Below are 18831 nucleotides of genomic sequence, written 5' to 3'. Positions count from 1 at the left end.
AAAGTCTGTCCACTTGTCAACAGATAAATATTTCCTGTAAAGCGCTCTTTTTGTTTTTGACTAAATTACATTTTTTGAGTGATCTATAACAGAGTTCTGGATATTCCCCTTAAAATAATTTTTAATTCTGTAGAATCGATTCTAAGGAATTATATATTTGAAAAAATTAAACACATATATTATGTTAAATTAAATTTCTTCGTTAAATATCCTGTAACAACCTTATGGAACTCTTCCTTCGTCATAAACCGGTCTAAAAATTCCTCAAGGCTTCCTTCATTTTCAAGTTCGTCAAAATACACTTCATGATCTGTACTGTAAACTGTCGGATTAGAAGGATCAGGATCTGTTGTACACACGAAATAATGATCCGGATACCCATAAGAATACAGTATACACATAAATTCGGGCTTAGAAATTCCCACCACTTCCTGTACATAATCTTCATCTATTAAATCATCAAATTCTTTCTGATCTTCTGAGCCTTCTTTAAAAGGTGTAAACATCCAGTCTTTCACAAAATACTGCCCATACGCTGAATCATGAGCTGAAAAATAATGGTTTAACAGATTTTCATAAAACTTTTCCGGCTGATTATGATACAGTTCTTTATTGGATTCATAAAATTGGTCAATTCCGTAAACATCCCAATCTTTATCGTATAAATAATGATTAAAAGTAATGCTCCTCCAGTTTTCGATGAAGTTTTTACCCTGATCTACAGCATCCGTATTACCTCCTAAAGTTTTTATTTTATTGATAATAGTATCTTTCATATGTTATTTTTACTGTATTGTAATTCAATCTGTCATCCGCTTTTCAGCCGTTTCAAATACAATTTAAATATTATGTTAAATTAACCAACATTAAATTTCCTGGGATACCCTTTTCTATTTTCAACAGTAAGAAATTCATCCAAATCTCCTGATTTCTCTTCATAATAGCTATTTAACAGATCGAGAAAGTCTTCAAGACTTGTTGCAATAATATTTCTGTCATAATCTCTGTTCCAAAATTCCAGAATCTGTCCTTTATTTCCGGTAAAAATACCTTTTAGATCATAGCAGATATAATCTCCGCCACCATTATGGAAAATAGGAATCCAGTTTTCATTCCACCAATTTTTCAACCTCAAAATCTGTCCCTATCATTAAAGCCAGTTCCTGAGCAATATCAAGTGCTTCCTCCAAAGGAATAAACATTGAATTATTCACAAAGGCATCATAACAACTGCTCTCCTGCCCGTTTTTCCATTGGTAAAGTCTTCTAAGGTCTTTCGGGATCTGAATATTATATTGAATTTCAATCATTTGAATATCATTTTCAACCAATGGAATTTTTAATCTATCATAAAATTCAGGTCTGAATATTTTTAATATGTACATCTAATTTCTTAAGTATTTCTTCCATTGATTTCTTTCTGCACATTAAAAATACAAAATCTTGCCACATGACAATCTTTATCCTTATAAAAGAAACTACCTTTACACCAACCAAAAATAAAATAATATGAAACCAAAAATGATCTGGGCCAATCTGGCTGTCGCCGATCTGGAACGTACCCAAAAGTTTTATGAAGCCATAGGATGTACTCCCAACAATCCTCATACTTCTAATGAGCTGGTAAGCTTTTTTTTCGGAGAAAATAATTTTGTTATCCACTTCTTCCTGAAAAACATACTGGAAACTAATGTAAAAGGAGTCTCTTTCGGTAATTCTCAAACTTCAAATGAAATTATATTTACCGTTTCTGCTGAAACTAAAGATCAGGTAGATCAATGGGCTTCAGAAGTTAAAAAAGCTGGCGGGACCATTGTTTCAGAACCTGAAAGTTTTGGAAACAATTATTATGGTTTTGTTTTCGCAGATCCGGATGGACATAAATTTAATGTCTTTAAAATGTAAAAATTCTGAAATCCGATTAAAACTAATTTTCGCCCATAAATCTCCTTTATTTGCAAGCGGATAGCATAGGTTGAGGATGAAAAAAACACTGGTTATTTGAGCTTATTTTGATTTTATGTATTTAAGAGCTTTTTTCTGTGATTTTGCACAAATTTTTATAAAAAACAGGCCCTAATTTCGTTGAAGAAAATAACCTGATGATTTAAATACTGTAATGTAAACTCAAGGCGGCGGTTTGTTAATCTTATAATAAACTGTAAAATATTATTTATTCATTCCCAAACTGTTATATACCTGCACCTGCCATACTCCCACAACCTCTTTCAGCATAACGAATGTAAAGGCAGCATTATAGCTGTTAGGAAACCATGTTATTTCAGTATCTATAAAATCTGAGGCCTGCGGAACAGGATTTAATCCAAAACGTCTTGAACAAAGCAACAGATCTCTTCATATGAAATCCTGAAGTCACCAAAAATAAGCTAGAAGGAGCCATTGTTTTCAGTATCTGGCTGGAAAATTTCGCATTCTGATAAGTATTCATACTTTGATCTTCCTTAATGATATCAGCATCCGGAACGCCCATCCTTTTAAAATCTTCACTGAATAATTCCGCTTCACTTCTGTGTCCTCTCCCTTTTCCGGAAATTAATATTTTACAGGATTGATTATTTTTTCTGTATTCATGGTACAATTGATACGCAGTAACCATTCTGGAATAAGACATGGTATGCAGTTTCTCTGTATTGTTAATCTCTACAATCCCGCCACCCAATACTACAATAACAGGATTCTGAACAGCTGTAGTCTTTATTTCAGAAGTATTGAGGTAAGCTTTCTGTAAATACCCGGAAATCATTTTCCCCAGAAAACCATTCCCTATAAAGATAACCATAACAACTGTTAATATAAAAATTCCTATTCTCAGATTTTTACCCTTATTTTTCCTTTTTAACACGGCAATAATAACAATTGCAAGAAATACTAAAAAGTACGGTTCCGTAAAAAGCTGAAAAACACGAAATAAAAAGTCCAGTAAAAATTTCATCTATGATAGTATTGATTAATGCAAAGAAAACATTGAATTTGCAAAGATAAGGTTATTTCACAACTACTCTTTTTACCGGTATACTTTTGAACCATTAAGAATATAATAAGTGTTAAGATTATTAAGGAAAAAAACAATAAAAAGATAAACACCTAGGTTTATAATAAAAAGTTTCGGCGGCCTCCGGCCGCCGAAACCCTATCCATTCACCTTCATCAGGCAAGTTCACTTGCCCACCCTTAGCTCCCTAAAAATATAAAAGTCACCATCAAAACTTTGCGTCTAAAAAAATTCTCCCGCAGATCACACTTACTATAAAAGCAGAAACTCTATTCACTCACCTTCATCAGGCAAGTTCACTTGCCCACTCTTAGCTCCCTAAAAATAATACAGTCACCATCATAAACTTTGCGTCAAACAAAAATAATTTCACGCAGATCAAGCTGATAACGCAAATTTCATAGCACTTTCAAAATCTGTTCAATCTCCCAAATCTGCGAGACCATTATCCACAACCTTCATCAGGCAAGTTCACTTGCCCATCCTTAGCTCACTAAAAATATAACAGCCACCATCATAAAACTTTGCGTCAAACAAAAATAATTTCTCGCAGATCAAGCTGATAACGCAGATTTCTTAGCACTTTTAAAATCTGCTCAATCTCCCAAATCTGCGAGACCATTATCCACAACCTTCATCAAGCAAGTTCACTTGCCCATCCTTAGCTCACTAAGGATGATACCACCGCCGTCATAAAACTTTGCGTCAAACAAAAATAATTTCACGCAGATCAAGCTGATAACGCAAATTTCATAGCACTTTCAAAATCTGCAATCTCCCAAATCTGCGAGACCATTATCCACAACCTTCATCAGGCAAGTTCACTTGTCCATCCTTAGCTCCCTAAAAATAATACAGTCACCATCATAAAACTTCGCGTCTACAGTATACTACCTTTCCAGGGTAGCTCTTTCAAAAAATGAGATACCTTTAACTTTGCATTTAATTAAAAACCTCACACAGATTAAGCAAATATCGTAGATTGTAATCCCCAATCATCTGCTTGATCTCCGAAATCGGCGAGAGATTAAAAAACAAGTCTCAGCAATATCAGCCAGAAACCTGTATTATTTACACCTCTTCATAATTCATCTCTTTTTCTAAGATAATCTGATTCCTCCGAACCGTCACCAGCACTTTATCTCCCGGTTCAAAACCACACTCCAGCAGCCACTTCCCTGCCAACCGGATTTCCGGGAAGAAAACCAGTCTTCTGTATGCTCTTTCAAATGCTTTATGGGAAACCGTAAGGTTACGGATGGACACAATCTTATATTTGCCCCTGATAGTTATTTTTCTCATCTTATTGTTTTTAACAAAGCAAGAAATATTTAGGCGTCTGTACCAGTTATAAAGAGGATATTTTATGCTAAAAAGCAGCTATTTTAGAAGATAATTTATTTTAGGGAGGAGCTTCTTTTTCAATGTCAAAAACTTTATATTTGTTATTATGACTTATACAGATATGCAAAATAAAAAAATACATCAGGGTAGAAATATAAAACGTTTCCGTGAAATGCTGGGCATTAAACAGGAAGCCTTAGCTTTTGAACTGGGCGATGACTGGAACCAGAAGAAAGTTTCTCTTTTAGAACAAAAAGAAACGGTAGAATCTGATATTTTGGCGCAGGTAGCAAAGATTTTAAAAGTGCCTGCGGAAGCGATTGAGAATTTTGATGAAGATTCTGCAATAAATATTATAGCTAACACAATCAATAATAATGATAATGCCACGATGACAAATCCGGCAGTTTTCAATTATCAACCAAGCTTTAACCCTATTGACAAAATGGTTGAGCTTTATGAGCGTATGTTGGAGCAACAGAAGGAGATAATTGAGAAGCTGGAGAAATTGATTGAAGGGATATAAGTGACTAAAATTTAAAAACTCTTTTCAAAGTTAGCCCCAAATTCATAGTGATTATTAAGCTGAATATGCTCTTAAGAACGATAATCTATCGCTATTTTTTTTAACTATATTTGTAAATAGATTTACATAATAGTCTATACAATGGCAAATAAAGACATTAATAGGTGCATATAGTATTAGCAGAAAAAACTGTAGCGGAAAGCATAAAAAAAAGAATCTTACTACTATTTCAAGATGGTATAATAATGATATTAAGCCATCTTAGAAGCATTTTTTAGATATAGCAAATACATTACAGGTAGACATAAAAGATTTGTTTTGGTCTTCAAAAAAATAAAATGGAAGAGAATCAAAAAGATATATTAAATGCTTTTAATAGCATACTGGATAATTTAGTAGATGGTAAAAAATATGATTTATTACCACCTAAAGGTCCTGCTGACCTTCCATTTGCTTCGGTCGAAGATGAAGAATTAATATCTATTGACCAAGATATTTATGGTGAAGACGAAGAAGATGGAACGTTAATTTCTTCAGATAGAATAAAGGTTGTAGAATCTGCTAAAATTAAAGAAGTTTTACTCCCCGACTCAAATATGCTTGACGGATTGGATGTAATAGGAATTGTTGGAGCTAATAATAGAATAATAACTACCTCATTTCATTTAATTTTATCTCGATCGTATGTTGTAAATTTCAGATATACAAAAGGTTTTGAAAAACCCTATTTTTACACAAGGAATAGAGAATCATCTGCTCTATTAGTACTGGATAGTAATATTTTTTGATAGCGCATATAGTCTGTACACATATAATGAATTAATAGATAAAACAGATACTCCAATATATGATCATGTAATTAAAAAGTAAAGGGAAGCCTTTTTATTTTTAAATATAATTATGATAAATTTAAAAAAGCTCCAACCTCCCAATCTTTAGGATTGGCAGTAAAATTTCAACACTCTTTAGAATTATTATCAATCACAGATGTTAATATAAAAGACAATAATCCTTTGGTCTGTATTAAAGATGGTGCATTGTTTTCAAATAGTAGTAAACCTTCGGATATTCAAAATGGTTTGCAGAAATTGTTTTCATGGTCAGGAAAAAATAAGACTTTCATAGCATTATCATCAAAAATAAGTGATTCAAGAGTATTAATTAATACATTAAATGCATTCCCTCATTTAATTGAAGAATATTTTCCAAATCAAAATATTACAACAGGAGTTATTAATTCATTTGGAACAGATGCATTATTACTAAAGAAAATATTAAGACCTGGATATAGAACTCCCTTAATTGAGTATATTGAAAAAACAAGAGAACCTATCATCCAAAAAGAAGGCTATGAGGGCTTAAAACCTCTTACATGTTATTATCATAAAAGATCAAAACCTTATAACTTTATAAGAATTGAAGTTCCAAAATTCATGTGGGAAGAAAATAAAGAACAAGTCGAATTTGCTATTTCTATAGCAATTTGGCAATACGAGCTTGGAGGTGACCGTCCTTTAGTAATAAAAACAGCAGCAGAAAGATGTGTATTAGATCACGAGCATTGGGTTATAGAACAACAAATGAAAGCAGCATTTGAGAAGAAAAACCTAGGTCTTATAGAATTTTAAAAAGAATGAAATGACAAAAGTAAACAATAATATTTTAAACAATATTGAGGTTGCTAAACCGTATCATGATATTAATACTCCATTTTCTATAGATGAAAATGGAGCCTTGGCTGAATATATAATTAATGACCCAGAAAAAATGCCTCAATTAGCGTTAGGGGCCTCTATTTTGATTAGAGATAGAAAAACTGATGGAATTTCTACTAATGTGTATCGAGATTTTTGGTATGCAGGAAGAATTATCGGTTTAAAAGCCGTTTCTCCCTTTAATCCAGAAAGAACAAGTATGCTCTATCAGGAAGATAGTTTGATGGATCCCACTCTTCCTTTAGATTCTATTAATGGACCACACACTCATCAACCTATGGTTATACAAGTTGCATTAACTAGGGAATTGTCTAGTATTGAAAATAACTCTGGTGATTTCATTGATTCTGCAATACAAAGACCACCTTCCGGGCATAGTAGATTATTCTTTCCAAAATTAAAAAAATGAAGTTGGTGATCCTTCACCTACCCTTAAAGATATTTTGAGGGTAAAAAACGAAGGGCTTAATTTAGGAATGATTGGTTTTGGAAACAAACCTTACGGATGGAATGACAACCAATTTATAGAATATAAATGGGATATTGATAGACTTGATAATAAACATATTTTTATTGTTGGTGAAAGTGGATCTGGAAAAACAGTTTTCTTAAAAAACCTCGCTTACGAAATCAGAAAACATAATTCTAATAATAAAATTATCCTCACTGATGTACAAGGAGATATTTCTCAGCTATTATTTTGGGATTTTATAAAAAATATTCCTCCTAGTGGGTGGCAACCCAATATTACAAATCAAAAATTTGAAGAGGCAAAAAAAGTATTTGGTGATTTCAGGCTAATTGTTCCTATGACAAAAGATTCTTATGCAGAAACCGAAGTCGCCTCTATAATAAAATTAGCTCAAAAAAGAGAGGTTGATGTTCGTAGAATAAGTTTGCGCTTTCAAGATTTAGACTCTCCAAGAGATGCTGAGTACTTATTTAGAACAAGCTCAGATCAAGCAGCCTTATTAATAGAAGACTTGTCAGAAGGTTTAAAATCTAGTGGAGAACCCGCTTCTTTGTCAAGATTACAAACAGCAATTTCAAGGCTTCTTACAAGGAATACAACCTCACAAATTACCATTCCTACAAATGGGGTTTCTTATTATAGAAGTACATTTGAAGCAAGTAGACGAGCATTAAGAGGCTTGGAAGAATATTTTGATTTAGATTCTTTAGGATTGCTAGAAGATAAAAATCCTCTTGATGATTTTAATTTTGAAGGAACTACAATTTTATATCTAGATCATTTAAATCATGAGGAAAGGTTAATGTGGGAAATGCAACTTGTAAGTTGGTTATATAGAGAGAAGAAAAAAAATGCAGAATACATATGTCTTTTTTGATGAAGCTCACCAAATTATACCTGCTACAAAATCAAGCGGGTCAAACAGCAGTGCAGAAGTCTTTAGTAGATTAAGATCAAACTTTGAAAAATTAGCCAGAGAAGGTAGAAAATTCAGATTGAATTTAGTTTTAAGCACACAAAACCCTCAGGATTTACACCCTATCGTTCCAGAACAATGTCCGACTAGAGTTGTAATGAAAATTAACCCTAAAAATGCACAATATGCGTTTCTTGATAAGGAATTAGCACATGTTGCAAATAGCTTTAGTCAAGGACAATTTTGGATACAGAGTCCTTTTAATGGTACTCCTGATTGGGTTAGAGTACATAGTGTAGCACCTCCTGTTCCACATGTTTCAATGGAGGTATTTAGAGAAAAGATGATGAATCAAGCTAAACTTGAAAAATAAAATTTAAAATGGCACTTGAACGAAGAAAAGCTAACACAATTCCTATTCCATGGAGAGAGGAAGAAGAGGTAATTTTGTTGAGTTATCTTAAAAAAGAAGCTTTTGATGCCAAATTGCTTAGAGAACTGTTTCCTAATAGAACTTTACCAAGTATTAGAAGTAAAGTAAGAAAGCTGCGAATAAAACATGATCTTTTTGGAGAATCATATAGAGGAGATAAAGAAAATTTCACTCTAAAAATAGCACAAAAAGCAAAGCCAAAATCAGTTTTTGATGCATATGCGGGAGCTGGTCATCAGACTTTTGAATGGATTAGTATTGCGGATGTTGTATATGCATCCGAAAAAATGAAGTCAAAGCTCAAACAATTTGAGAAAACTGCTGAGGAGAAAGGATTTAAGAAAGTTGATACAAAGGATTGTTTATGGAATTTGTATAAAAAAAATAAAAAACAAGTTTTCTTTTTTATAGGTGATGCAATTGATGCTGCTGCTGATTTAAAAGTCAATAAGATCCGTATTGATTTAATTGATTTGGATACATGTGGATCAACACTTCCTATTCTTCCTACATTATTAATATTGCTAAAACCTAAGCATTTATCAATAACTCATGGCGAATTTCATTCAATGCGATTCAAAAGAGAAGACGTTTTTAAGAAGACTTCTTATGCATAGGGATATTAGTGAAAATCCTTTACCATTAGAAGTTGATGAAATGAGTAAAGAACTAGATAAAGCCGTCAAGATTGCAGGCTTAAGAGCACATAATGAAACAGTAAATTCCTTTTGGCTAAATCTGGTGGAGGAAACCTGGCTTGGTAGTCGATTTCATGGAATGTTAAGACGATATTATAAAGTGTCTAAGCCACCAGCCACTTCAGATTGCATTAACGAACTTTCTAATTATTAGGAGGTATGAACAAGTCAAATATTGAGTGGACAGAAATCACTTGGAATCCGACTACTGGTTGTACAAAAGTTTCTTCAGGTTGTAAAAATTGCTATGCTGAACGATGGGCAAATATGCAACATATACGAGGGATAAATCAATATAGAAATGGATTTGAATTGACATTGGCTACAGAACGATTAAATGATCCTTTGAAATGGAAAAAGCCACAAATAGTCTTTGTAAATTCAATGAGTGATTTGTTTCATGATAAAGTAGAAACTGAATATGTAAAAAAAAGTTTTCTCAGTTATGAACAGTACTCCACAACATACTTATCAAATACTTACTAAAAGAATTGAACGAGTAAAAGAATTGTCAGATAATATATTTTGGTCAGATAATATATGGTTAGGTGTTTCGGTTGAAAACAATGAGTTTGTTGAACGGATTGAAATGCTGAAAAAAAACACCTGCTAAAATAAAATTTATATCATTCGAACCCTTATTGAGTAATATTAAATATAATGATTTTACAGATATTGACTGGGTTCTAATTGGCGGAGAATCAGGAGGAAAAGCAAGAAAAATTGAAAAAGAATGGATTATATCAATAAGAAATAACTGTAAAAGATACAATACCGCTTTCTTTTTTAAACAATGGGGAAAAAGAATTTTTAACCCAAACCAAAATGATCCAACAATTGATAAGAACCATCCTTTCCATGCAAAAGGAGGGTGCATGATTAATAATGAAATTTATAGAGAATATCCAAATATAAAATAACAATGGCTTTACCAATAAACATTGAAGACCTTATAAATGCAAGAACAGTAGAATCTGTTAGAATTGAATTTAAAAGAGGATGGAATCCATATAACATTCTAAGGACAGTTTGTGCTTTTTCGAATGACATTAATGAATATGGAGGAGGATATATTATTATTGGTATTGAGGAAAAAAATGGAAGTCCAATATTACCACCATTTGGGGTTGAACAGAAAGATATTGACAATATACAAAAAGAGTTTTTTAAACTTTGCAAGGATAATATAAGGGAAAATGTTTTTCCTATTATTGAGCCAATCGAACTACAAGGTAAGTGGATAATAGTAATTTGGGTTACTACAGGTGAACAGCGCCCATACTTTGCATCAGATTCACCTGGCAAGAATGCTCAAATGAAAATATTTGTTAGGCATGGTGCAGTAACAAAAGAAGCTAACAAAGAACAAGAATTAACATTGAGAGAGCTAGCTGCATTTAAGCATTTTGATGATCGCTTAAATGCAAAGGCAAATATAGATGACTTAGATCTGGGCTTAATCCAATCTTATTTACAGGAGATTAAAAGTAGCTTATACGAAGAAGCAAATAAGATAACTTTACAAGAACTTGCCATTAAAATGCAAATAGTTAGAGGAACAGCAGAAAACTTAAAGCCTCTTAATATAGGCTTATTAATGTTCTGCAAAAATCCAGAAAAATATTTTGAAGGCTGTATTACAAACTTAGTAGAATTTGAAGATGAAGCAGGAACAGAATATTCTGAAAAAAAACGTTTATGGGGCCTGTTCATGTTCAAATTCGGTTAATTATTGACTATTTGAAAAACAATGTAATAAAAGAGTTTGTTCGTAAAGACACATCTCGAGCAGAATCTATTAGGTTCGTAAATTACCCCTATCAAGCATTAGAAGAAGCCGTTGTAAATGCATTGTACCATAGAAGTTACGACAATCCCACTCCTAATGAAATAAGAATATATAAAGCTGGGAATGATCGAAGAATTGAAATATTAAGTTATCCAGGTCCTCTTCCCCCAATTGATGAAAATGCTTTGGTACAGTTAAAAATTACAGCGAGGAATTATAGGAACTTGAAATTAGGAGATTGGTTGAAAAATTTGAGACTCGCAGAAAAATATGCTACTGGAATACCTACTATTTTAAGTGCTTTGGATACAAATGGATCACCCAAACCAATTTTATCTACTGACGCGGGTAGATCACATTTTTTTGGTTGTTTTTCGAATTCATCCAGATGCTCCCGAGGAAACTAACAATCCCATGGATGGCTTAGAATTATTTACATTATCAAATAATCAACAAATTATATTAGAAAAATTTTCAAATGCACCTATATTTGAGGCTGAAATAGGATTTTTATTTGATATAGATATAAGTGATGAATTGGATTTTTTTACCACGAATGGCTTAATAGGCATAAAACAATCAGATAAGAGTAAAATATTTTTCATAACAAGCAAAGGTCAAAGCGCTTTAAAAAAAGTTCTTTCTAATATAAAAATTATTCTACATCTAATAATCAGAAAGAAAAAATTGTATTAAAAAAAATATGATCATATAAAAATTTGAGCTACTACATAATGGTGAGAGACAAAGTAGTAAATAAGAAATTTACAGAAGCATTATTTAGATAATGAAATGGAGAGCATTGAGTTCTCCATTTTCTTAATAGACAGAATTTAATTATTTAATATAAATTTTCTCCAAAAACTTGCGTAGCTAAATAACTACACATATATTTGTAGTCAAATAACTACACAATGAATTTAAGAAGAGATGTTTTTCAGGCCATCGCAGACCCTACCAGAAGATCTATACTGATGCTGGTGGCTGCGCAATCCATGACCGCTGGAGCCATTGCTTCCAATTTCGATACCGCAAGACCTACCGTTTCCAAACACCTTCAGATCCTTACAGAATGCGAACTGCTGAGATCTGAACAGAACGGCCGTGAAATTATTTACCACCTTAATCCCCATAAAATGAAAGAAATAGCCGACTTTATAGAGCCGTTCCGCAAAATGTGGGATGAAAAATTCAATACACTGGAAAGTGTGATGAAAGCCTATCAAAGAAGTAATAAGTAATGGAACCCAACAACTTTTACTCTAATACTCTCCCACCCTCAAACTTAAAACCAAACCCAAAATCATGGAACTTAAAACAAAAATCCACGCAGAAGACGGAAAACAGGAAATTTTTATCATCCGGGAATTTGACCTGCCGGTAGAATTGCTTTTCAAAGCGTATACAGAAGCTGAACTGTTCGAACAATGGATGGGAACCAAAGTAACAAAGTTTGAAAACAGACCCCACGGAAGTTACCGCTTCGAAACTTCAAATCCTCAGGGAGAAGTAATGTTCAGCGCCAATGGAACTATTCATGATATTGTTCAGAATGAGAAAATTATAAGAACTTTCCAGATGGAAAATACACCTTTTCCGCCTCAACTCGAGTTTTTAGAATTTGAAAAACTAACCGATACTACCAGCAAAATCACCATTCAAACCATTTATAAATCCGTTGATTTCAGAGACCAGCACCTGAAAATGCCTTTTGCCCAGGGAATTAATATGGCGCATAATCGTTTGCAGGAAATGTTTGAATAGATATAAGATGTCAGATGTCAGATACTGAAAGTTAGAAGTTTAAATACCCTCGACTCAATCACTCTCTTCTCCTCAAACTTATAAACTCAAAGCTCCCACTCTAATACTCTCAAAACCAAACAAGTATGAATCCAAAAGTTGATTTCTTCTTCAATAAAGCCGGACAATGGAAAGAAGAATTTGAAAAATTAAGAACAATTGCCTTAAGCACCGAACTTGTAGAAGATTTAAAATGGGGCTGTCCCTGCTATACCTATGAAGGGAAAAACATTTTCCTGATCCACGGGTTTAAAGAATATTGTGCCCTGCTCTTTTTTAAAGGAGCTTTGATGAAAGATTCGGATAAGATTTTAATCCAGCAGTCTGAAAACGTACAGGCGGCAAGGCAAATTCGTTTTACAAATCTTCAACAGATTAACGATCTTGAAAATGAACTTCGGTCTTATATGTTTGAAGCTGTAGAGATTGAAGAATCCGGAGCAAAAGTTGAAATGAAGAAAACCAAAGACTTCGAAATGGTGGAAGAATTTCAAAACAAGCTGGACAATGATGCTGTATTAAAAGAAGCCTTTGAAACTCTTACTCCAGGCCGGCAAAGAGCCTACCTGCTCCACTTTTCCTCTGCCAAGCAATCCAAAACCAGGGAAGCAAGAATTGAAAAATGCATCCCGCAAATCCTCGACGGAAAAGGCCTTAACGACTAATCACAAAACTTAATCTATATGGAAACCTCAAACCGATCAGAAAAAAGAACAAAGATCATCTATTGGATCTTTACGCTCTGGATGGCCTTAGGCATGGTCTCTACAGCTATCGTTCAGCTAATGAAAAACAAAGATGAACTTGCCAATTTCACCAATCTTGGCTATCCCGCTTACCTGATGACCATCATCGGAGTCTGGAAGATCCTGGGAATTATCGCCATACTCATTCCAAAACGTTTTATTGTTAAAAGAATGGGCCTATGCAGGATTTTTCTTTGTAATGTCCGGAGCGGTTATTTCCCACCTTATTGTTGGAGATACCGCCGGAAGAACCTTCCCTGCTGTCTTACTGTTTGTATTGGTCATTATTTCATGGTATTTCAGACCTGCTGATAGAAAAATTTCTATTCAATCTTAGTAATTTTAGTCTAAATCAATCACTTGAATTTGATATGAAAAAGAAACAATTAACCCCCGAACAAAGCGAAGCTCTTTTAAAAGTACTGCAATCCCGTTTTGAAAAAAACATGAACCGCCACAAAGGCCTGAAATGGGAAAAAATTCAGGCTAAGTTGGATGCCAGTCCCGAAAAGCTATGGTCTTTATACCAAATGGAAGAAACAGAAGGCGAACCCGATGTTACTGATTACAACAAAAAAACAGACGAATATATCTTCTGTGACTGTTCACCCGAAAGTCCAAAACGCAGAAGCCTTTGCTACGATTATCAGGCATGGGAATCAAGAAAAGCCAACAAACCGGAAGGCAACGCCATTGATAAAGCTTCAGAAATGGGCATTGAAATTTTGACTGAAGAACAATACCGCAGGCTTCAGGAACTGGGAAAATTTGACCAGAAAACATCAAGCTGGGTACAGACTCCGGCTTCCGTCAGGGAACTTGGCGGTGCCCTTTTCTGCGACAGACGCTACAATACCGTATTCCTTTATCATAATGGCGCCGATTCTTATTATGCCGCCAGGGGATTCAGAGGAATACTGAAAGTCTGATTCATTTTATGCACCAACCGGAACTATTTAAGTACAAAAAAGCGCAGAGTGATCTGCGCTATTATTGAATACCTAAAGAAACGTCGCATGAATTGAATTCAGGCGCATCATTTTCTAAAGCATTTTAAGATTATTCACTTCCAGTTCTGTAAGGATTCTCCAGTGTCCTCTCTTGATATTCTTCTTCGTTAGTCCGGCAAACATTACCCTGTCTAAAGATTCCACTTCATATCCTAATCTTTGGAATATTCTTCTGATAACACGGTTCCATCCGATATGGATTTCAATTCCCACTTCATTCTTTGGTTTACCTTCAATATAAGAGATCTGATCTACAACCGCAATTCCCTCATCAAGGCGGATACCTTCAGCAATAAGACGCAAATCTTCACCGGTAAGCTTTTTATCAAGCGTTACATGATAAATCTTTTTCGCATCGAAAGATGGATGTGTCAGTTTTTTGGTCATATGCCCGTCATTGGTCAATAGAATAACTCCTGTTGTTGAGCGGTCCAGTCTTCCTACCGGGAAGAGCCTGTAAGGAGAGGCATTGGCCACGAGGTCCATTACAGTCTTTCTGGCTTTATCATCCTTAGTCGTAGAAATATATCCTTTCGGTTTATTTAAAAGTACATAAACAGGTTTTTCAGGCGTAATGCTTTGCCCGTCAAAAACCACCCTGTCCGTTTTTTGCACCTGGTATCCCATTTCAGTAACTACCTTTCCGTTTACTTCTACAAGTCCCTGGGTAATCAGCTCATCAGCCTCTCTCCTGCTGCAGATTCCTGAATTGGCAATATACTTATTAAGACGGATGCTGTCCTTATGAACATCTTTTTCAATTTTGTTCAGTCTTCTCTTTTGCACAAAAGATTTTGCCCTGTCTTCTCTTTCGTCACCGTTAGACGGCCTTCTACCGTATTTCAGGCTACCTCTTTCATACTTGTCTCTTGTATCAAAGTTTTTTCCACCTCTTTTGGGTTTTCCAAAAGATTTCTTCTCATAGCTTTCACTTTTATTGGTGATATAAGGCTTTCTTTCAGATTTTGAACCAAAATCCTCGTCGGAACCATCAAAGCTTCCGGTGTTCTTCTTGAAAGATTTCTGTTCAAATTTTGAATTGGATCCTTTATGTTCCGGGCCTTTTTCTGTCTCCCGATTTAGAGAAAGGCTTTTTAAAAGACTTTGATCCTGAAGAATTTCCAGATCTGGAAGCGCGAGAATCATCAGAACTTTTTTTTGGTTGAAATTCTTGGTCTTTTGGGTTTGTCTGAATTATTATTATCTCTGCTCATTCTAAAAATTTCTGCAAAGATAGTAATTTAGTTACGAGTTAAAAATTAAGAATCATAACTTTGCAATATAGTTTACTTTTAATTTTATATACAATCAAAAGATGATAACAATATTAAATGATAGTTTTTCTCAGCTAAACACCTTTCTTCACGAGAAATCTTTCAGTAAAATTTTCATATTGGTAGATGAAAACACCCATGAATATTGCCTTCCCATACTTTTAGGAAATATGGAAACAGATCTGGGCTTTGAAATTCTGGAGATAGAAGCCGGTGAAGAAATGAAAAATATCCAGACCGCTAACCAGCTTTGGGAAATTCTTACGGAAATGCAGGCAGACAGAAAAGCTCTTGTTATCAATCTTGGCGGAGGAGTGATTACAGATATGGGAGGATTTGTAGCTTCTACCTATAAAAGAGGAATACAGTTTATCAATATCCCTACTACCCTTTTATCTATGTGTGATGCTTCCATTGGAGGAAAAACAGGAATAGATTTAATGCATTATAAAAACATGGTAGGAACCTTTTCCTTTCCTGAACAAATTTTCATCTATCCAAAATTCCTGGAAACATTGCCTTTCAAGGAATTGAGAAGTGGTTTTGCAGAAATGCTGAAACACGGATTGATTGCTGATAAAAAACATTGGGAACAGCTTATCCGTATCCATAAACTTGATGTGGAAGCAATTACGCCCCATATCCAGACATCGATGGATATCAAACAGGATGTGGTAAATAAAGACTTCCATGAAAAAAATATCAGAAAGACCCTGAATTTCGGGCATACTATAGGCCATGCCGTTGAAAGCCTGCGCCTGCAGCAAGGTAATCCTATTCTTCATGGTGAAGCTGTTGCCATGGGAATGATCAGTGAAGCCCATCTTGCATATCTTGAAAACCTTATTTCAAAGGAGGACTCTCAGTTAATTGTTGAGAGCATTCAGAGGTATTATCCTTATTTAGATATCAGTGATCTTAAAGATGAAGATATTACAGCACTGCTGCTGAATGATAAAAAGAATACGGACAGTAAAATTAACTTTTCACTGCTCACTGCCATTGGTGAATGCACCTATGACCATCAATGCAGCCGCAAAAACATCCTGAAGTCCATAGATTTTTACAGAAAGCTGAATGATGCGTAAACGATTTAAAAAAAAATGAGTCTTCAATCCGGCAAAAAATAGACTGATTATCTATTTAGACCTTTTCTAAACAAATGTTTAATTAATTTGTTAAGTAGCTATAAATCAGGTAAATAAATTAAAATCTATCTTTTCTTAAGATGGATTTTTTATTGATTTTAATCATATTTATTTTTTTTGGCAAGCAATTTGAAAGATACTCCCCGTCAATCAGAAATGATGACAAGTAGTAAAATTTAAAATTAAGAATAGTAAATACTTAAAAAATTAAAGTTATGAAAAAGTTAATTTTAGGATTAGCAGTAACTGCAGGTACATTAGCGTTCGCTCAACAGACACCATCTACTAATCCGGTAACATTCGGGGTAAAAGGTGGGATGAACGTATCGTCACTTTCCAATGGAGCTGATTTAAGTGATTCAAAATCTAAAATAGGTTTTAACGCAGGAGTTTTTGCCAACATTCCGGTAGCAAGCAATTTCAGCGTTCAGCCTGAGGTTATTTACAATGACCTGGGTTCAAAAGTAACAAGGGAATATACTGCATTAGGAAACACCTACAAAAGCGAATATTCCAGAAATTTAGGATATATTGCAGTACCGGTAATGTTCCAGTATAATGCAACTCCGGAATTCTTCCTTGAAGCAGGACCAGAATTTGGCTTCCTGGTAAGTGCAAAGGATAAATTCAAAAGTTCGACAAATAACAACAATAATAGCTCTCAAATCGCAACCCTTGATAAGGATGATTTCCAGACATTCAACTTTGGAATCGGTATCGGAGCTGGTTATTATTTCTTACCTAACTTAGGAATTACAGCAAGATATACAGCAGGTCTTACAGATATCTATAAGAACAACTCTGGTGACGCTGTGAAAAACAATGTATTCCAGGTAGGTCTGGCTTTTAAATTTAAATAAAAAGCCACAACATTCACTAACAAATTTTATATTCAATAGAAGGATCGGATTATTTTTAATCCGGTCTTTTTTTATAAAGGTTTATTAGAAATGTTAATAATTTACAAATTATAAAGAAAAAATATTTATAGATATTAAACGATTTCTGTTAAACCCTTAATTATTTCCACTAAATAAAGACATTGGTTAACAACCCAATAATTAAAAAAATGTATTTGGCACAATGTTTGCTAATAAAGAAAATGTTAAACAAAACTTAAAATAACTATAAATTAAATATCTTATGAAAAAGATTTTTTTAGGCCTTGCTCTTACAGCGGGTACATTGGCTTTCGCACAAAAGACTTCTACTAATACAGCTTCATCACCAGTTAGATTTGGTTTAAAAGCAGGTCTTAATATTTCCAGCGTATCAAACTCTGATATGAATTCAAAAGCAGGATTTTACGGTGGTGTATTTGCCAATATTCCTGTAGCTCAGGATTTCTCTGTACAGCCGGAAGTATTGTACAGCGGTATGGGAGCAAAAGCAAAAGCAAACAGCGATGTCAAATTAAATTTAGATTATATTGCAGTACCGGTAATGTTCCAATATAACGCATTGCCTAATTTATATTTAGAGGCAGGACCTCAATTTAGCTTCCTGATAAACTCAAAGGTTAAATATCCATCAGGTTCTATTGATGCAAAGGATGCACACAAAACTTTTTGATTTCGGACTTGGACTTGGTGCAGGATACTATTTTACTCCTAACATCGGAGTTAATGTAAGATACGTTGCAGGACTAACAGATATAGCGAAAAACAGAATCGGAGGTGACTCTTCTAAGAACGGAGTGTTCCAGCTTGGTTTAGCTTATAAATTCTAATAGTTTTTAATCATTTTTAACTCAATAAACAATATCAGATTAAAATTTTAATCTGATATTTTGTTTTAACACCACCTGCAGATGCCTGTTAAATTGGAATGGCAATAAAAGATGTTCAGTATCCTATTTGGAGCAAAAATGAATCAACATTATTTCATTTTCCAGGCATATCATCCTGAGAACTTGTTATGCTTAGCTCTCAAATTTTAAAACTC

Annotated in this window: 27 protein-coding genes and 2 pseudogenes; 22 read left to right on the top strand and 7 right to left on the bottom strand. The window is 34.0% G+C overall.

Features of this window, described 5'->3' with window-relative positions; all coding sequences use genetic code 11:
• Positions 1–179: 179 nt before the first annotated feature.
• The 3 genes from HX13_RS10420 to HX13_RS25525 form a co-directional block, all read right to left on the bottom strand.
• Positions 180–776 (bottom strand): hypothetical protein, encoded by a 597-nt coding sequence (locus tag HX13_RS10420; protein ID WP_050021018.1) that lies wholly within the window; start codon positions 774–776, stop codon positions 180–182.
• Between the two features lie 80 nt (positions 777–856).
• A complete protein-coding gene (locus tag HX13_RS25530; RefSeq protein WP_050021017.1) occupies positions 857–1129 on the bottom strand; it encodes an SMI1/KNR4 family protein in 273 nt (90 codons plus the stop codon).
• Positions 1110–1310 carry an SMI1/KNR4 family protein gene (locus HX13_RS25525; RefSeq protein WP_202962916.1) on the bottom strand — a complete coding sequence of 67 codons (201 nt, stop codon included), beginning with the start codon at positions 1308–1310 and terminating at the stop codon, positions 1110–1112. The genes HX13_RS25530 and HX13_RS25525 overlap by 20 nt, the downstream gene beginning before the upstream one ends.
• 199 nt (positions 1311–1509) lie before the next feature.
• Between HX13_RS25525 and HX13_RS10405 the strand changes: the two genes are divergently transcribed.
• Positions 1510–1905 (top strand): VOC family protein, encoded by a 396-nt coding sequence (locus HX13_RS10405; RefSeq protein ID WP_050021015.1) that lies wholly within the window; start codon positions 1510–1512, stop codon positions 1903–1905.
• A gap of 376 nt (positions 1906–2281) precedes the next feature.
• On the opposite strand, the gene HX13_RS10400 is transcribed toward HX13_RS10405, so the two are convergent.
• A complete protein-coding gene (locus HX13_RS10400) occupies positions 2282–2953 on the bottom strand; it encodes a YdcF family protein (RefSeq protein ID WP_238555229.1) in 672 nt (223 codons plus the stop codon).
• 1131 nt (positions 2954–4084) lie between these two features.
• Complete coding sequence (locus tag HX13_RS10395) at positions 4085–4315, bottom strand: SymE family type I addiction module toxin (RefSeq protein ID WP_050021014.1); 231 nt, start codon at positions 4313–4315, stop codon at positions 4085–4087.
• Between the two features lie 148 nt (positions 4316–4463).
• Here HX13_RS10395 and HX13_RS10390 point away from each other — a divergent pair, with 148 nt between their 5' ends.
• The 6 genes from HX13_RS10390 to HX13_RS10365 all read left to right on the top strand — a co-directional run bounded on the left by HX13_RS10390 (position 4464) and on the right by HX13_RS10365 (position 8359).
• The gene (locus HX13_RS10390; protein WP_050021013.1) at positions 4464–4883 is read left to right on the top strand and encodes a helix-turn-helix transcriptional regulator; all 420 of its coding nucleotides are present in this window, start codon (positions 4464–4466) and stop codon (positions 4881–4883) included.
• Positions 4884–5221: 338 nt separating this feature from the next.
• Positions 5222–5671, top strand: coding sequence for a hypothetical protein (locus HX13_RS10385; protein ID WP_050021012.1), 450 nt, complete (start codon positions 5222–5224; stop codon positions 5669–5671).
• A gap of 153 nt (positions 5672–5824) precedes the next feature.
• A complete protein-coding gene (locus tag HX13_RS10380; RefSeq protein WP_050021011.1) occupies positions 5825–6511 on the top strand; it encodes a hypothetical protein in 687 nt (228 codons plus the stop codon).
• 10 nt (positions 6512–6521) lie between these two features.
• Positions 6522–7007, top strand: coding sequence for a hypothetical protein (locus tag HX13_RS10375; protein WP_050021010.1), 486 nt, complete (start codon positions 6522–6524; stop codon positions 7005–7007).
• Positions 7008–7041: 34 nt separating this feature from the next.
• Positions 7042–7947 (top strand): helicase HerA domain-containing protein, encoded by a 906-nt coding sequence (locus HX13_RS10370; RefSeq protein ID WP_128572349.1) that lies wholly within the window; start codon positions 7042–7044, stop codon positions 7945–7947.
• Positions 7922–8359 (top strand): ATP-binding protein, encoded by a 438-nt coding sequence (locus tag HX13_RS10365; RefSeq protein WP_050021008.1) that lies wholly within the window; start codon positions 7922–7924, stop codon positions 8357–8359. Before HX13_RS10370 ends, HX13_RS10365 begins: the two co-directional genes overlap by 26 nt.
• Positions 8360–8587: 228 nt before the next feature.
• Here the strand turns inward: HX13_RS10365 and HX13_RS26350 are convergent, their stop codons facing one another.
• Positions 8588–8638, bottom strand: coding sequence for a hypothetical protein (locus tag HX13_RS26350; protein WP_128572398.1), 51 nt, complete (start codon positions 8636–8638; stop codon positions 8588–8590).
• Positions 8639–9028: 390 nt separating this feature from the next.
• Between HX13_RS26350 and HX13_RS10355 the strand changes: the two genes are divergently transcribed.
• From HX13_RS10355 to HX13_RS10310, 12 genes and pseudogenes are all read left to right on the top strand, one after another.
• On the top strand, positions 9029–9271 hold the full coding sequence (locus HX13_RS10355) for a hypothetical protein (RefSeq protein WP_050021006.1): 243 nt from the start codon (positions 9029–9031) through the stop codon (positions 9269–9271).
• Positions 9272–9276: 5 nt separating this feature from the next.
• On the top strand, positions 9277–9603 hold the full coding sequence (locus tag HX13_RS10350) for a DUF5131 family protein (RefSeq protein ID WP_050021005.1): 327 nt from the start codon (positions 9277–9279) through the stop codon (positions 9601–9603).
• Positions 9563–9730 (top strand): DUF5131 family protein, encoded by a 168-nt coding sequence (locus HX13_RS26345; protein ID WP_128572347.1) that lies wholly within the window; start codon positions 9563–9565, stop codon positions 9728–9730. Before HX13_RS10350 ends, HX13_RS26345 begins: the two co-directional genes overlap by 41 nt.
• 28 nt (positions 9731–9758) lie before the next feature.
• A complete protein-coding gene (locus HX13_RS10345) occupies positions 9759–10037 on the top strand; it encodes a DUF5131 family protein (RefSeq protein WP_050021004.1) in 279 nt (92 codons plus the stop codon).
• Between the two features lie 2 nt (positions 10038–10039).
• Positions 10040–10846, top strand: coding sequence for a helix-turn-helix domain-containing protein (locus tag HX13_RS10340; RefSeq protein ID WP_050021003.1), 807 nt, complete (start codon positions 10040–10042; stop codon positions 10844–10846).
• Positions 10816–11313, top strand: a complete 498-nt coding sequence (locus HX13_RS22040; RefSeq protein ID WP_128572343.1) for an ATP-binding protein — start codon at positions 10816–10818, stop codon at positions 11311–11313. Before HX13_RS10340 ends, HX13_RS22040 begins: the two co-directional genes overlap by 31 nt.
• Positions 11314–11320: 7 nt before the next feature.
• On the top strand, positions 11321–11602 hold the full coding sequence (locus HX13_RS10335; protein ID WP_128572342.1) for a hypothetical protein: 282 nt from the start codon (positions 11321–11323) through the stop codon (positions 11600–11602).
• Between the two features lie 218 nt (positions 11603–11820).
• Positions 11821–12147: an ArsR/SmtB family transcription factor gene (locus HX13_RS10330; RefSeq protein WP_050021001.1), complete on the top strand. Its 327-nt coding sequence runs from the start codon at positions 11821–11823 to the stop codon at positions 12145–12147.
• 64 nt (positions 12148–12211) lie between these two features.
• Complete coding sequence (locus HX13_RS10325) at positions 12212–12670, top strand: SRPBCC domain-containing protein (RefSeq protein ID WP_050021000.1); 459 nt, start codon at positions 12212–12214, stop codon at positions 12668–12670.
• 125 nt (positions 12671–12795) lie between these two features.
• Positions 12796–13374, top strand: a complete 579-nt coding sequence (locus HX13_RS10320; protein ID WP_050020999.1) for a YdeI/OmpD-associated family protein — start codon at positions 12796–12798, stop codon at positions 13372–13374.
• A 120-nt stretch (positions 13375–13494) separates the two neighbouring features.
• Positions 13495–13792, top strand: a pseudogene (locus HX13_RS10315) (DoxX family protein).
• 34 nt (positions 13793–13826) lie between these two features.
• Entirely contained in the window at positions 13827–14384 is a 558-nt protein-coding gene (locus HX13_RS10310) for a DUF4256 domain-containing protein (RefSeq protein ID WP_050020998.1), read from the top strand.
• A 114-nt stretch (positions 14385–14498) separates the two neighbouring features.
• On the opposite strand, the gene HX13_RS10305 is transcribed toward HX13_RS10310, so the two are convergent.
• Positions 14499–15611 carry a pseudouridine synthase gene (locus HX13_RS10305; protein WP_238555228.1) on the bottom strand — a complete coding sequence of 371 codons (1113 nt, stop codon included), beginning with the start codon at positions 15609–15611 and terminating at the stop codon, positions 14499–14501.
• A 169-nt stretch (positions 15612–15780) separates the two neighbouring features.
• Here HX13_RS10305 and aroB point away from each other — a divergent pair, with 169 nt between their 5' ends.
• From aroB to HX13_RS10290, 3 genes and pseudogenes are all read left to right on the top strand, one after another.
• A complete protein-coding gene (aroB, locus tag HX13_RS10300) occupies positions 15781–16827 on the top strand; it encodes a 3-dehydroquinate synthase (protein ID WP_050020997.1) in 1047 nt (348 codons plus the stop codon).
• Between the two features lie 275 nt (positions 16828–17102).
• Positions 17103–17747: a porin family protein gene (locus HX13_RS10295; protein ID WP_050020996.1), complete on the top strand. Its 645-nt coding sequence runs from the start codon at positions 17103–17105 to the stop codon at positions 17745–17747.
• 283 nt (positions 17748–18030) lie between these two features.
• A pseudogene (locus HX13_RS10290) lies at positions 18031–18616 on the top strand (porin family protein).
• Positions 18617–18831 lie beyond the last annotated feature (215 nt).

This window comes from Chryseobacterium sp. P1-3 (assembly GCF_000738495.1).
Classification (GTDB): Bacteria; Bacteroidota; Bacteroidia; order Flavobacteriales; family Weeksellaceae; genus Chryseobacterium; species Chryseobacterium gallinarum.
The sequence above is the reverse complement of the archived record's forward strand: the minus strand, read 5'-3'. Positions and strand labels throughout refer to the sequence as shown.

Bases quoted from the DNA above. Each gene is read 5' to 3' on its own strand.
- HX13_RS10420 (WP_050021018.1), bottom strand. From the start codon at position 776: ATGAAAGATACTATTATCAATAAAATAAAAACTTTAGGAGGTAATACG.
- HX13_RS25525 (WP_202962916.1), bottom strand. From the start codon at position 1,310: ATGATTGAAATTCAATATAATATTCAGATCCCGAAAGACCTTAGAAGA.
- HX13_RS10405 (WP_050021015.1), top strand. From the start codon at position 1,510: ATGAAACCAAAAATGATCTGGGCCAATCTGGCTGTCGCCGATCTGGAA.
- HX13_RS10400 (WP_238555229.1), bottom strand. From the start codon at position 2,953: ATGAAATTTTTACTGGACTTTTTATTTCGTGTTTTTCAGCTTTTTACG.
- HX13_RS10395 (WP_050021014.1), bottom strand. From the start codon at position 4,315: ATGAGAAAAATAACTATCAGGGGCAAATATAAGATTGTGTCCATCCGT.
- HX13_RS10390 (WP_050021013.1), top strand. From the start codon at position 4,464: ATGACTTATACAGATATGCAAAATAAAAAAATACATCAGGGTAGAAAT.
- HX13_RS10385 (WP_050021012.1), top strand. From the start codon at position 5,222: ATGGAAGAGAATCAAAAAGATATATTAAATGCTTTTAATAGCATACTG.
- HX13_RS10375 (WP_050021010.1), top strand. From the start codon at position 6,522: ATGACAAAAGTAAACAATAATATTTTAAACAATATTGAGGTTGCTAAA.
- HX13_RS10365 (WP_050021008.1), top strand. From the start codon at position 7,922: ATGCAGAATACATATGTCTTTTTTGATGAAGCTCACCAAATTATACCT.
- HX13_RS10355 (WP_050021006.1), top strand. From the start codon at position 9,029: ATGCATAGGGATATTAGTGAAAATCCTTTACCATTAGAAGTTGATGAA.
- HX13_RS10350 (WP_050021005.1), top strand. From the start codon at position 9,277: ATGAACAAGTCAAATATTGAGTGGACAGAAATCACTTGGAATCCGACT.
- HX13_RS26345 (WP_128572347.1), top strand. From the start codon at position 9,563: ATGAACAGTACTCCACAACATACTTATCAAATACTTACTAAAAGAATT.
- HX13_RS10340 (WP_050021003.1), top strand. From the start codon at position 10,040: ATGGCTTTACCAATAAACATTGAAGACCTTATAAATGCAAGAACAGTA.
- HX13_RS22040 (WP_128572343.1), top strand. From the start codon at position 10,816: ATGGGGCCTGTTCATGTTCAAATTCGGTTAATTATTGACTATTTGAAA.
- HX13_RS10335 (WP_128572342.1), top strand. From the start codon at position 11,321: ATGGATGGCTTAGAATTATTTACATTATCAAATAATCAACAAATTATA.
- HX13_RS10330 (WP_050021001.1), top strand. From the start codon at position 11,821: ATGAATTTAAGAAGAGATGTTTTTCAGGCCATCGCAGACCCTACCAGA.
- HX13_RS10325 (WP_050021000.1), top strand. From the start codon at position 12,212: ATGGAACTTAAAACAAAAATCCACGCAGAAGACGGAAAACAGGAAATT.
- HX13_RS10320 (WP_050020999.1), top strand. From the start codon at position 12,796: ATGAATCCAAAAGTTGATTTCTTCTTCAATAAAGCCGGACAATGGAAA.
- HX13_RS10310 (WP_050020998.1), top strand. From the start codon at position 13,827: ATGAAAAAGAAACAATTAACCCCCGAACAAAGCGAAGCTCTTTTAAAA.
- HX13_RS10305 (WP_238555228.1), bottom strand. From the start codon at position 15,611: ATGATTCTCGCGCTTCCAGATCTGGAAATTCTTCAGGATCAAAGTCTT.
- aroB (WP_050020997.1), top strand. From the start codon at position 15,781: ATGATAACAATATTAAATGATAGTTTTTCTCAGCTAAACACCTTTCTT.
- HX13_RS10295 (WP_050020996.1), top strand. From the start codon at position 17,103: ATGAAAAAGTTAATTTTAGGATTAGCAGTAACTGCAGGTACATTAGCG.